This window comes from Streptomyces sp. NPDC002125 (assembly GCF_053593715.1).
This window is the reverse complement of sequence record NZ_JBSFDD010000001.1, coordinates 618106-630499: the sequence shown is the minus strand read 5'-3', so window position 1 is coordinate 630499 and position 12394 is coordinate 618106. Positions and strand designations below refer to the sequence as shown.

The window sequence follows — 12394 nt, the reverse complement described above, 5'->3', positions numbered from 1 at the left end:
CGAGGCGAGCGAGTCGGCGACGCCCTTCTGATCTCCCCGGGAGACCCCGGTCCTCCTCCTCGTACGGACCGGCCCCGACGGTGCACTGACAGGCCCTTCCCGTACTGTCGTTCCATGCCACGCCGCACCGCGACGATGCTCGCCTCGACCCTCATCCTGATCGCGCTGCTCTGCGCAGGCGTGCTGATTCCCGTGCCGTATTCGGAGATGTCTCCCGGCCCGACCGTGAACACCCTCGGTGACGCCCGCGGCGAGCCGGTGCTGCACATCAGTGGCCGCAAGACGTATCCGACGTCGGGGCACCTCAACATGACGACGGTCCGCGTCACGGGCGCGGAGTACGACATGAACATCGTCGAGGCGGTCTACGGCTGGCTGGCCCACGACAGCGTGATCGTGCCGCACGACACCCTCTATCCGGACGGCAAGACGGAGGAGGAGTCCACCCAGGAGAACGCCGAGGAGTTCAGCCAGTCCCAGGAAAGCGCCAAGGTCGCCGCCCTGGAAGAGCTGAAGATCCCCGTCACCTCCCGCGTGGTGGTCTCGACGGTCGTCAAGGACAGCGCCGCCGAGGGTGTGCTGCACGCGGGCGACGTGATCAAGGCCGTCGACGGTACGGCGGTGAAGCAGCCCGAGGACGTCGCGAAGCTGGTCACGAAGCACAAGCCCGGCGAGGACGTCGTCTTCACCGTCATTCCCGCCAAGACCGCGGCCGCAGCCGAGAAGGCGGGCAAGGAGCCCGAGGGCTCCCGCGACGTCACCCTCACCACACGGAAGGCCGTGGACCCCGCCAACCCCTCGAAGGACCGGGCGATCGTCGGCATCCAGGCGGGGACGGACCACACCTTCCCGTTCGAGATCGACATCAAGCTCGCCGACGTCGGCGGCCCGAGCGCGGGGCTGATGTTCTCGCTCGGCATCATCGACAAGCTGACGCCCGGCAAGCTGACGGGCGGAAAGTTCATCGCCGGCACCGGCACGATCGACGACGACGGCGCCGTCGGCCCCATCGGCGGGATCAACATGAAGCTCGTCGGCGCACGGGACGCGGGCGCCCGGTACTTCCTGACGCCGGACGACAACTGCGCCGCCGCGGCGTCCGACACCCCGAGCGGTCTCACCCTGGTGCGGGTGAAGACCCTCGACGACGCGAAGAAGTCCCTGGACAAGATCCGGGCGGGGGACACGGCCGCACTGCCCAGCTGCTCGGCGAGCTGAGGCCGGCCCCCGCCGCCGGGATCAGGACTCGAAGGTGGCCGCGAGCGCGTCGGCCAGCCCCGGGACCAGCCCCGCACCGGTCAGGACCTCAGTGGGGGAGTCCTTCTCCCGGAGCCGGACGGCCGAGTCCCGGGCCCCGTCCCGGAGCACGGCCACGGTCATCCGGACCTCCTGGCGGTCCGGGTGCTCGGCGACCCACTTGGTCAGCTGGGCATCGCTGAGCCCCTCGGGCACGGAAGCCTCGGCTGACGGCGGCAGCATCATCCGCTCCACGGTCATGGCACAGCCGACGACCGCGTCCGGCCACGCGATCGTGGCGAGGAACTCGTCCAGCGCGGTGCCGTCGGGGAGCTCCTCCTGCTCCACAGGGGTGAGGGTGGCGGTCGTGGAAGCGGCGTCGTCGAGGCCGAGCTGTGCGGCGAGGCCCGGCTCGTGGGCACGCAGCCGGGCGGTGTCGACCAGGGCGAACAGCCGGGCGGGCTGGTCCCAGCCGAGACCTGCGGCGTAGGCGTCGATCTCGAGGACGGCGACGGTCAGTGGACTCGAGGCCATCGGGGGGCCTGAGGGGGAAACGTTGGGCATACCCAACATCCTGCCTCCTTCCGCCCCGGTAACGGGAACTAGGTAAAGCCTCAGTAAGTTGCATAGGTGGGCTCTACGATCGCTGGGCCTGCACAACACGACCGCGAACTTCGAGGTGCGCACGTTGGCTTTCCAGATGCCGGACCGCGGCGGAGGCCCGACCGGGCCACGGATCAGAGTCGGCCGCCCGTCCCGGCGCGTCCGTACCCTGCTCATGACATTGGGTGTCCTGGCGGTTCTCGCCATGGCCTTCGTCATGTTCGCCGGGTTCTGGACGGACTGGCTCTGGTACAGGTCGGTCGCGTATTCGTCCGTCTTCACCACCACTCTGTGGACCAAGATCGGACTGTTCCTCGTCTTCGGACTGCTGATGGCCTTGGCCATCGGTGTGAACATCTGGCTCGCGCACCGGCTCAGGCCGCCGCTGAGCGCGATGTCCCTGGAGCAGCAGAGCCTGGACCGCTACCGGATGAGCGTCGCCCCGTACAAGAAGTGGGTGCTGCTCGCGATCACCGCGCTCGTCGGACTGATCGCCGGCGCCTCCGCGTCGGGCCAGTGGCGCACATGGCTCATGTACGTCAACGGCGTGCCGTTCGGGCAGAAGGACCCCCAGTTCAAGCTGGACGTGTCCTTCTACGCCTTCGACCTGCCGTGGTACCGCTTCCTGCTCGGGTTCGGCTTCGCGGCCGTCGTGCTGTCGCTGATCGCCGCGGCCGTCACCCACTACCTGTACGGCGGGCTGAGGGTCACGAGCCCCGGTGCGCGGGCCACGGGGGCGGCCACCGGCCACCTCTCCGTGCTGCTCGGTATCTTCGTCTCGCTGAAGGCCGTGGCCTACTGGCTCGACCGGTACGGCCTGGCGGTGAAGTCCAGCGACTTCAAGGCCACGGACAACTGGACGGGCCTGCGCTACGTCGACGCCAACGCCTACCTGCCGGCGAAGACGATCCTGTTCTGCATCGCCGTGATCTGCGCGGTGCTGTTCTTCGCGACGCTCTGGCGCCGCACCTGGCAGCTGCCGGTGATCGGCTTCGGGCTGATGGTGCTCTCGGCGATCCTGATCGGCGGGCTCTACCCGGCGATCGTGCAGAAGTTCCAGGTCCAGCCCAACGAGCAGGCCAAGGAAGCGGCGTTCATCCAGAAGAACATCGACGCGACACGTGATGCCTACGACATCGACGACGCGCAGGTGGACGACTACTCCGGCAAGAGCACGACGACGGACGCCGCCAAGCTGCGCACCTCGGCGAACGAGGCCGCGAGCTACCGGGTGATGGACCCGAACGTCGTCTCCCCGGCCTTCCAGCAGCTCCAGCAGCGGAGGAACTACTACCAGTTCCCCAAGACGCTGGACGTCGACCGCTACAAGGGTGAGGACGGCAAGGAGCAGGACACCGTCATCGGCCTGCGCGAGCTCAACCTCGACGGCCTCCCCAAGCGGAACTGGATCAACGACCACTTCACGTACACCCACGGCTACGGCGCCATCGCGGCCCGGGGCACCACGACGGGCACCAACCCGGCGGGGTCCCCGGACTTCACGGAGTCGGGTCTGCCGACCACCGGCGAGCTGGGGGAGTACGAGCAGCGGATCTACTACGGCGAGAAGACCGAGCAGTACTCCATCGTCGGCGGGCCCCAGAAGGAGCTCGACTACGAGGAGGACGGCGAGAAGACCACCAGCTACAAGGGTGACAGCGGGGTCAGTCTCTCCAACGCCTTCAACCGCGCCGCCTACGCGGTGTCCATGAGCGAGCCGCAGATCCTGTACTCGGGAGCCATCGGCGAGGGTTCGCGCATCCTGTACAACCGGACGCCCAAGGAGCGCGTCGAGGCGGTCGCCCCCTGGCTGACCATCGACGGCGACGCCTATCCGGCGGTCGTCGGCAAGCGCATCCAGTGGGTCGTCGACGCGTACACCACGACCAACGGCTACCCGTACGCCTCGCGTACGACGCTCGGTGACACCACGGCCGACTCGCTGACCACCAACCAGCGCGCGGTCGTCGCCCAGCAGAACCAGGTCAACTACATCCGCAACTCGGTGAAGGCCACCGTCGACGCGTACACCGGCAAGGTCACGCTCTACGAGTGGGACACCGAGGACCCGGTGCTCAAGACGTGGCGCAAGGCCTTCCCCGGGACCGTGAAGTCCCGGGGCGACATCCCGCAGGACCTAATGGGCCACCTGCGGTACCCGCAGGACCTGTTCAAGGTCCAGCGGGAGCTCCTCACGCGCTACCACGTCGAGGATCCCGCGCAGTTCTACAGCGGCAGTGACGCCTGGCAGGTGCCGGACGACCCCACCAACAAGGAGCCGGGGGCCGTCCCGCCGTACTACCTGAGCATGAAGATGCCGGGCCAGGACACGCAGAAGTTCTCACTGACCACGACGTTCACACCGAGAGGACGGCCCAACCTCGGGGCGTTCATGGCGGTGGACGCGGACGCGGCCAGCAAGGACTACGGCACGATAAGGCTGCTGAGAGTCACCACCACGGTGAAGGGCCCGGGCCAGGTACAGAGTGAGCTCAACGGCAACGACGACGTCGCCGAGTTCGTGAGGAACCTCAAGGGCACCGACTCCGACATCGAGTACGGCAACCTGCTGACGGTGCCGCTCGACGGGGGCTTCCTCTACATCGAGCCGGTCTACACGCGCGGTGGCACGCAGAACTACCCGCTGCTGCGCAAGGTGGCCGCCTCGTACGGGTCGAAGATCGTCTTCGAGAACAGTCTCGGGGAGGCGCTCAACGCGGTCTTCGGGGTCGAGGGATCCGACCCGACCACGCCACCGACGGAGCCGGACGAGCCACCGGGTGACACCACGGAGCCGCCGGCCACCGGGGACGCCGCTCTCAAGAAGGCCATCGCGGACGCCCAGAAGGCGTACACGGCGGGCGAGACGGCACTCAAGGAGCAGGACTGGGAGGCCTACGGCAAGGCCCAGGCCGACCTGCAGGAGGCGCTGGAGCGGGCCGCGGCGGCTCAGCCCAAGGCGGGCAGCTCCTCGGACACCGAGGGTGCGGCCGAGCCGGAGGGCGCCGACCAGGGAAGCTGAGAAGAGCGCACCCCGCGTCGTGGTACGGTTTGAACACAACGACGCGGGGTGGAGCAGCTCGGTAGCTCGCTGGGCTCATAACCCAGAGGTCGCAGGTTCAAATCCTGTCCCCGCTACTGAAAGGTGAAGGCCCGGATCTTCTGAGATCCGGGCCTTCGTCATGTCGTGGGCCGTTTTCTCAAGTAGTCGGAGTGAAGTGCGGTTCGCGGGGCACGAGTTGGGCCCGACCGTGTTTCACTTGTCTCTCTGTGGGCATGTCGACAAAACGCTGAAGTGACCTCACTGGCCGCGGTATACCAGGTGTACGCGGGTTGCAGGTGGTGCGACGATGGTATTTATGGGGGACAGGGCAACTCTGTTGGAGACAGGGCGGTTTGTGCAGCGACGCGTGCGGACGACGGAAAACGTGGAAGATGCGGTATTTGCCGCTGCCGTCGCCGAGGTCGCCGACACCGCCGAGCGCGCTCGCGAGACCACTGCCGTCACCGCGTACGCCGACGACGAGACGGGCGGTACGGACGCGACCGACGCCACCGGGAGCGCGGACACCACGGACTCCGCGGACCACGCCGACGAGACCGAGGCGCGCCACCGGCGTGCCGCGGAGGCCGGTGACATCGCCTCGATGAGCGTCCTGGGCGCTCTGCTGCTCCGCCGGGGCGACCTGGACGGCGCCGAGGCCCATCTGCGTGCCGCCACCGCGGAGGGCGACCGGGCCGCGGCCAACAACCTCGGGGTCCTCCTCCACCAGCGGGGGTACGCGGACGAGGCGGCCGGCTGGTGGCGCATCGCCGCCGTCGCCGGCTCCGCCGCCGCGGCGCACGCCCTCGGCCGCCACCTCCGGGAGCGCGGCGACGAGCCCGGAGCCGAGTACTGGCTGCGCCAGTCCGCCGAGCAGGGACACGCGCTGGGCGCGTACGCCCTGGCCGACCTCCTGGAACACCGCGGCGACGTGGGCGCCGAGCGCTGGCTGCGCGCCGCCGCGGAGCAGGGGCACCGGGAAGCCGCGTACCGCCTGGCCCGCGCGATCGAGCGCAACGCGGTCGGAGACGCCCACGATGCCTTCGGGCTGGGCCGCGTCGTGGGCGAGGGCCCCCGCGGGCTGACGGCGGGCACGCAGTCGAGGCGGGACAGTCCCGTCGCCGGACCCGACGCCGGAAGGGTCGGCGAGGCCGAGCAGTGGTACCGCCAGGCCGCCGCGCGCGGTCACCGTCGTGCCGCGCTGCATCTCGGCGCCATCCTCGAACAGCGCGGGGAGCTGAAGGAGGCCGGCCGCTGGTATCTCACGGCGGCCAAGGGGGGCGAGCCCCGCGCGGCATGCGCCCTCGGCTTCCTGCTGCGCGACGCGGGGGACGAGGAGAGCGCGGCCGTGTGGTGGCTGCGCGCTGCCCAGGACGGCGACGGCAACGCGGCCAACGCGCTGGGCGCGCTGCACGCGGCCAGGGGCGAGCAGCAGACGGCCGAGCGCTGGTACCGCGCGGCCATGGACGCGGGCGATGTCAACGGCGCCTACAACCTCGGGCTGCTCTGCGCCGCCCAGGACCGCATTCCGCAGGCCGAGCAGTGGTACCGCCGGGCCGCGTACGCCGGACACCGTGAGGCGGCCAACGCGCTGGCCGTGCTGCTGCTCCAGGCGGGGGACGCGACCGGGGCCGAGCCCTGGTTCTCCAAGGCGGCCGAGGCGGGCAGTGTGGACGCCGCCTTCAACCTCGGCATCCTGCACGCCGGACGGGACGAGGACCGCACGGCGCTCGGCTGGTACCAGCGGGCGGCGGCGGCCGGGCACACCGACGCCGCGCTCCAGGTCGGCATGGCGCTGCTGCGGGACGGCGAGGAGCAGGAGGCCGAGCGCCATCTGCGCTGTGCCGCGGGCGGTGGCAGCGCGGAGGCCGCCTTCCGGCTGGCCGGTGTCCTCGACCTGCGCCAGCCGGCGCCGGGCCCTCCCGCCCTGGGGGAGCCGATGCCGGAGAAGACGGAGTGCGAGGAGTGGTACGAGCGGGCGGCCGAGCAGGGGCATCGCCGTGCTCAGGTCAGGGCCGGGATGCTGGCCGCCGCGCGCGGTGACATGGCGAGCGCGGCCCGCTGGTATCGCGAGGCCGCCGAGTCCGGCAGCCGCAACGGGGCCTTCAACCTCGGCCTGCTCCTCGCCCGCGAGGGCAGCGAGCGCGAGGCGGCCCTGTGGTGGAGCCGCGCCGCCAACGACGGGCACGGCAGGGCCGCCCTGCGCCTCGCGCTGCTCGCCGCCCGCCGGGGCGAGCTCACCGAGGGGCAGCGCTGGTGCGCCCGCGCGGTCGAGCTGGGGCCGGCGGAGGTGGCCGAGCGCGCGGCACGGCTGCTGGAGGCGCTGCACCAGGAGCTCACCGCGTGACCCCGGGCCCGGCGGCCTGAGCCCGGTGGCCCGAGCGTGGCGGCCGCCGGACCGAGTCGAGCGGGGCCCGAGCCCGGACCGGCCCGGCTCCACCGACCCGAGCGTGGCGGCCACCCCACCGACCCGAGCGGGCCCCGGCCCGGACCGCCCCGCCAAGGGTTCGTGCGGGTGTCCAGGGAATGAATTTGCTCCGGTCGGTGGCGGTGCCGTAGTGTTGCACTCACAACGACGCGGGGTGGAGCAGCTCGGTAGCTCGCTGGGCTCATAACCCAGAGGTCGCAGGTTCAAATCCTGTCCCCGCTACTGAAGACAGAGGCCCGGATCCTTCCAAGGATCCGGGCCTCTGTCGTATGCCCGCGCAAAGACGCCGCGCGGAACGGCACGGCGATCGGTGGCGAACGCAGGTGCCCGGCGGACGTCGCGTCGCGTCAGCCGGTGCCGGCGCAGTTCGGACAGATGCCGCGGTAGGTGACTTCGACCTCCGAGACGGTGAAGCCGAAACGCTCCTCGGCCGGCAGATCGGCCAGCGGATTGCCCGACGGGTGCACGTCCCTGATCGCTCCGCAGCGCCCGCACACCAGGTGGTGATGGGGGCGGTGGGCGTTCGGGTCGTACCGCTTGGCGCGGCGGTCGGTCGTGACCTCGATGACCTCGCCGAGGGACACCATCTCGCCCAGGGTGTTGTACACCGTGGCACGGGAGATCTCCGGCAGCCGGTCGACCGCCCTCGCGTGGACCTCGTCCGCCGTCAGATGCACATGGTCCCCCTCGAGGACCTCGGCCACCACGCGGCGCTGCGCCGTCATGCGCCAGCCGCGTCCACGGAGTCGTTCCAAGAGGTCACTCATGGGCACCAGCTTAACAGTGGAGTGAACAAGTCCCGAGTAGGTGTGACTTTAGATGTTCGCTTGACTTGGACAAAGTCCATTGTAGGATCGGTGACGTATTGGCCAAGGACAGGCTGCGGCCGGGAACAAGCCGCGCAGGGAACGACGCTGCGCGGGACATGACGCAGGAGGCGCGCGTGACTCAGGGACCGCTCACCACGGAGGCCGGCGCTCCGGTTGCCGACAATCAGAACAGCGAGACCGCTGGCCCGGGTGGACCGGTTCTCGTTCAGGACCAGGCACTTCTGGAGAAGCTCGCCCACTTCAACCGCGAGCGCATCCCGGAGCGCGTCGTGCACGCCCGCGGCGCCGGGGCGTACGGCACCTTCACGCTGACCCGGGACGTCTCGCAGTGGACCCGCGCGAAGTTCCTCTCCGAGGTCGGCAAGCAGACCGAGACCTTCCTGCGCTTCTCCACCGTCGCGGGCAACCTCGGCTCCGCCGACGCGGCGCGGGACCCCCGCGGCTGGGCGCTGAAGTTCTACACCGAAGAGGGCAACTACGACCTCGTCGGCAACAACACCCCGGTGTTCTTCATCAGGGACGCCATCAAGTTCCCCGACTTCATCCACACCCAGAAGCGCGACCCGTACACCGGCTCGCAGGAGGCGGACAACGTCTGGGACTTCTGGGGGCTGTCTCCCGAGTCCACTCACCAGGTGACCTGGCTCTTCGGTGACCGTGGCATTCCGGCCTCGTACCGCCACATGGACGGCTTCGGCTCGCACACGTTCCAGTGGAACAACGAGGCCGGCGAGGTCTTCTGGGTCAAGTACCACTTCAAGACCGACCAGGGCATCAAGAACCTCACCACCGAGGAGGCCGTCCGTCTCTCCGGTGTCGACCCCGACAGCCACCAGCGCGACCTGCGCGAGTCCATCGAGCGCGGTGACTTCCCGTCCTGGACGGTGCAGGTCCAGATCATGCCGGCGGCAGAGGCGGCCACCTACCGCTTCAACCCCTTCGACCTGACCAAGGTGTGGCCGCACGCGGACTACCCGCCGATCGAGATCGGCAAGCTGGAGCTCAACCGCAACCCGGAGAACGTCTTCGCCGAGGTCGAGCAGTCGATCTTCAGCCCGGCGCACTTCGTGCCCGGCATCGGCCCGTCCCCGGACAAGATGCTCCAGGGCCGTCTCTTCGCGTACGGCGACGCCCACCGCTACCGCGTCGGCATCAACGCCGACCACCTGCCGGTGAACCGCCCGCACGCCACCGAGGCGCGCACCAACAGCCGTGACGGCTACCTCTACGACGGCCGCCACAAGGGCACGAAGAACTACGAGCCGAACAGCTTCGGCGGCCCGGCCCAGACGGACCGGCCGCTCTGGGAGCCCATCCCCGTCACGGGCGGCACGGGTAACCACGAGACGCCGCGGCACGCAGAGGACGACGACTTCGTGCAGGCCGGCAACCTCTACCGGCTGCTCTCCGAGGACGAGAAGGCCCGGCTGATCGACAACCTGGCCGGGTTCATCTCCAAGGTCTCGCGCGACGACATCGCCGAGCGCGCGATCAACAACTTCCGTCGGGCCGACGGAGACTTCGGCAAGCGGCTGGAAGCCGCGGTCCAGGCCCTGCGCGGCCAGTAGGACGCTTGCCGTCGGCGGCGGGCCGGACATCCCTGGACACCTCAGGGGGTCCGGCCCGCAGTCGTGTCCGGACCCGCGTCGAGGAAGGCGGCGCCGCCCGCCCGGGCCGCCGGTCAGAGGGCCATCCCCGCGGGGCGCCGCCTGGCCGGAGCCCAGCACCGGATGATGTCGCGCACCGAGACGATGCCGACGGGGCCGTCGCCGTCCAGCACGACCAGATGCCGGAAGCCGCCGTGCGTCATGGCTTCCGCCGCCTCCTCCAGGGTCCAGGTGGGAGAGGCGAAGACCACATCGGTGGTGGTGTGGGTGGACGCGGTCTCGGCGTCCGGGTCCAGCCCCGCCCCGACCGCGTCGAGGATGTCGCGTTCGGTGATGATGCCGAGACCGCAGGTGTCCGGGTCGTGGACGACGGCTGCTCCGATACGACGGGCCGACATCAGCCGGGCCGCCTGGCGGAGCGTATGGGCCGGCCCGATGGTCAGGACCAGCGTGCTCATGGCGTCGCGGACGAGCATGAAGGGAGCCACCTCCTTCGAGGAGTGAGCTGTGAAGCGGCTTAGTGAGGCGATTCACAAGTTCACAAGTGGGGGGATTCTCAGAGTGGCATCCCTGGGGGAACCCGACAAGGGGCCCCGCACCCGCGTCCCGGGCGGCAGCGGATCCGGGCCGGTGACTGGCGCAGCGCCGTGCCCGGAAAGCCGGGCCCCGAGAAGCTCCGCCCCTGGCAGACCGGCTGAGGGGCGGCCCGGGGGCCCTTCGTCCGGATCAGGCAGGCCCGGGGAGCGGTGCCAGGTCGCGCGGGCCCGGCACCATCCGGACGAGTGGCCCTAGTAGCGCTGGTTGAGGTAGCCGAGCAGCTCGTGGTGGAGCAGGCCGTTGGACGCCGCCGCGTTGCCGCCGCCGGGACCGGAGACCCCGTCCAGGCTGGTGAACCGGCCGCCCGCTTCCTGGACGATGATCGCGTTCGCCGCCATGTCCCACAGGGAGAGCTCCGGCTCCGCGCAGATGTCCACCGAGCCCTCGGCGACCATCATGTACGGCCAGAAGTCCCCGTAACCCCGGGTGCGCCAGCAGGCCCGCGTCAGGTCCATGAAGCCGTCGAGCCTGCCCTGCTCCTCCCAGCCGGTCATCGATGAGTACGCGAACGAGGAGTCCGCGATCCGCTCGACCTTCGACACCCCCAGCCGCGTCGCGGACGTCAGGCTGCGGCCGGTGAACGCGCCCGCGCCCTTGGCCGCCCACCAGCGGCGGTTCAGCGCGGGGGCCGACACCACGCCGACCACCGGCTGGAAGCCGTCCTCGCCCGCTTCCATCAGGGAGATCAGCGTGGCCCAGACGGGCACGCCCCGTACGTAGTTCTTGGTGCCGTCGATCGGGTCGACGACCCAGCGCCGCGGCCCCGTGCCCTCGATGCCGTACTCCTCGCCCAGGATCGCGTCGCGCGGGCGCGCCCGGTGCAGATGCCCGCGGATCAGCTCCTCGGCGTGTTTGTCGGCCTCACTCACCGGGGTCATGTCCGGCTTGGTCTCGACCTTGAGGTCCAGAGCCTTGAACCGGTCCATCGTCGCCGCGTCGGCGGCGTCCGCCAGGACATGGGCGAGGCGCAGATCATCGTGGTAATCGGGCATGCCGTCACAGTATCCACAGCCACCCGCCCGGGCTACACGGCCCCGCGCCGGGCGGTGCGCGGACCCTTGACAGTGCCCCGGAGCGCGTCAACTCTGAATCGCAGATCCCCCCTGGCGTGGGAGGCGACGATGCCTACGGCGCGAGAAGCTCTGCTGGACGCCGCAGACTCGGCGCTCTCCCGGCTGCCCTGGACGGCGGTGCGCATGGTCGACGTGGCCGCGGTGGCGGGGGTGTCCCGGCAGACCCTCTACAACGAGTTCGGGAGCAAGGCCGGTCTGGCCCGCGCACTGATCCGGCGCGCGGCCGACGGCTATCTGGCCGGTGTGGAACAGGTGCTTGGAGGGTCCCGTGCCACCGGGGACGTGCCCGCGGAGCTGGCCCGCTGGACGGTCCGGGCGGCCAGGGCCGACGTGCTGGTCGAGGCGCTGCTCACGGGTGTCTGGGGAGACCGGTTGCCCAGGCCGGGAGATCCTCCCGCCGGCCGCGGCGCGGGTCCGGCCCCGCCGACGCCCGCCGAACTGCTCGCGCTCGTACGGGACAGGGCCGTGGCCGTGAGGGGGGACCGCTCCCGGCCGCGGGAACGCGCCGGGCTGGAGCTGGCCTGCGAGACGGCGCTGCGGCTCGCGCTCTCCTACACGCTGGTCCCGGCCGGCCCCGGGGCTCAGTGCGCCGAACCGGACAGCTGCAGACCGATCACGCCGATGATCACCAGCGAGATGGACACCAGCTTGAGCGCGGAGACCAGATCGCCCAGGAAGATCATCCCGTAGATCGCCGTCCCCGCCGCGCCGATGCCCGTCCACACGGCGTAGGCCGGGCCGACGTCGAGCTTCTTGAGTGCCAGCGTCAGCAGACCGAAGCTGCCGAGCGCGAACGCGCAGAACGCGATCGTCGGCCAGATCCGGGTGAATCCGTGCGAGAGCTTCAGGCACACCGCGAAGCCGGTCTCCAGCAGTCCAGCGACCACGACCAGCAACCACGCCATCGTCAGGTGCCTCCCACGTAGGTGATGCTTCGTCCCGCTCGACGCGATTATGCCCTTACCAGTCCCGGTAGC

The 12394-nt window shown here is 70.3% G+C and carries 10 protein-coding genes and 2 tRNA genes; 7 read left to right on the top strand and 5 right to left on the bottom strand.

The window, feature by feature from the left end; all coding sequences use genetic code 11:
* Nucleotides 1–114 precede the first annotated feature (114 nt).
* A complete protein-coding gene (locus tag ACWCQM_RS02755; RefSeq protein ID WP_450913561.1) occupies nt 115–1218 on the top strand; it encodes a YlbL family protein in 1104 nt (367 codons plus the stop codon).
* Nucleotides 1219–1239: 21 nt separating this feature from the next.
* On the opposite strand, the gene ACWCQM_RS02750 is transcribed toward ACWCQM_RS02755, so the two are convergent.
* Nucleotides 1240–1809, bottom strand: a complete 570-nt coding sequence (locus ACWCQM_RS02750; RefSeq protein ID WP_241839472.1) for a PPA1309 family protein — start codon at nt 1807–1809, stop codon at nt 1240–1242.
* Nucleotides 1810–1936: 127 nt separating this feature from the next.
* Here ACWCQM_RS02750 and ACWCQM_RS02745 point away from each other — a divergent pair, with 127 nt between their 5' ends.
* The 4 genes from ACWCQM_RS02745 (at nt 1937) to ACWCQM_RS02730 (ending at nt 7532) form a co-directional block, all read left to right on the top strand.
* Entirely contained in the window at nt 1937–4861 is a 2925-nt protein-coding gene (locus ACWCQM_RS02745) for a UPF0182 family membrane protein (RefSeq protein ID WP_450913638.1), read from the top strand.
* Nucleotides 4862–4903: 42 nt separating this feature from the next.
* Nucleotides 4904–4977 (top strand) — tRNA-Met (locus ACWCQM_RS02740).
* Nucleotides 4978–5189: 212 nt separating this feature from the next.
* Nucleotides 5190–7229, top strand: a complete 2040-nt coding sequence (locus tag ACWCQM_RS02735; protein ID WP_450913560.1) for a sel1 repeat family protein — start codon at nt 5190–5192, stop codon at nt 7227–7229.
* Between the two features lie 229 nt (nt 7230–7458).
* Nucleotides 7459–7532, top strand: a tRNA-Met gene (locus tag ACWCQM_RS02730).
* Nucleotides 7533–7657: 125 nt separating this feature from the next.
* Here ACWCQM_RS02730 and ACWCQM_RS02725 read toward each other — a convergent pair.
* Nucleotides 7658–8077, bottom strand: a complete 420-nt coding sequence (locus tag ACWCQM_RS02725; protein ID WP_450913559.1) for a Fur family transcriptional regulator — start codon at nt 8075–8077, stop codon at nt 7658–7660.
* Between the two features lie 158 nt (nt 8078–8235).
* Between ACWCQM_RS02725 and ACWCQM_RS02720 the strand changes: the two genes are divergently transcribed.
* Nucleotides 8236–9708: a catalase gene (locus ACWCQM_RS02720; RefSeq protein ID WP_450913558.1), complete on the top strand. Its 1473-nt coding sequence runs from the start codon at nt 8236–8238 to the stop codon at nt 9706–9708.
* Nucleotides 9709–9821: 113 nt separating this feature from the next.
* On the opposite strand, the gene ACWCQM_RS02715 is transcribed toward ACWCQM_RS02720, so the two are convergent.
* Nucleotides 9822–10223: a CBS domain-containing protein gene (locus ACWCQM_RS02715; RefSeq protein ID WP_450913557.1), complete on the bottom strand. Its 402-nt coding sequence runs from the start codon at nt 10221–10223 to the stop codon at nt 9822–9824.
* A gap of 312 nt (nt 10224–10535) precedes the next feature.
* Entirely contained in the window at nt 10536–11336 is an 801-nt protein-coding gene (hisN, locus tag ACWCQM_RS02710; protein WP_450913556.1) for a histidinol-phosphatase, read from the bottom strand.
* Between the two features lie 129 nt (nt 11337–11465).
* On the opposite strand from hisN, the gene ACWCQM_RS02705 reads away from it, so the two are divergent.
* Entirely contained in the window at nt 11466–12107 is a 642-nt protein-coding gene (locus tag ACWCQM_RS02705) for a TetR/AcrR family transcriptional regulator (RefSeq protein WP_450913555.1), read from the top strand.
* Here ACWCQM_RS02705 and ACWCQM_RS02700 read toward each other — a convergent pair.
* On the bottom strand, nt 11999–12322 hold the full coding sequence (locus ACWCQM_RS02700) for a DMT family transporter (protein ID WP_450913554.1): 324 nt from the start codon (nt 12320–12322) through the stop codon (nt 11999–12001). The genes ACWCQM_RS02705 and ACWCQM_RS02700 overlap by 109 nt on opposite strands.
* Between the last annotated feature and the right edge of the window lie 72 nt (nt 12323–12394).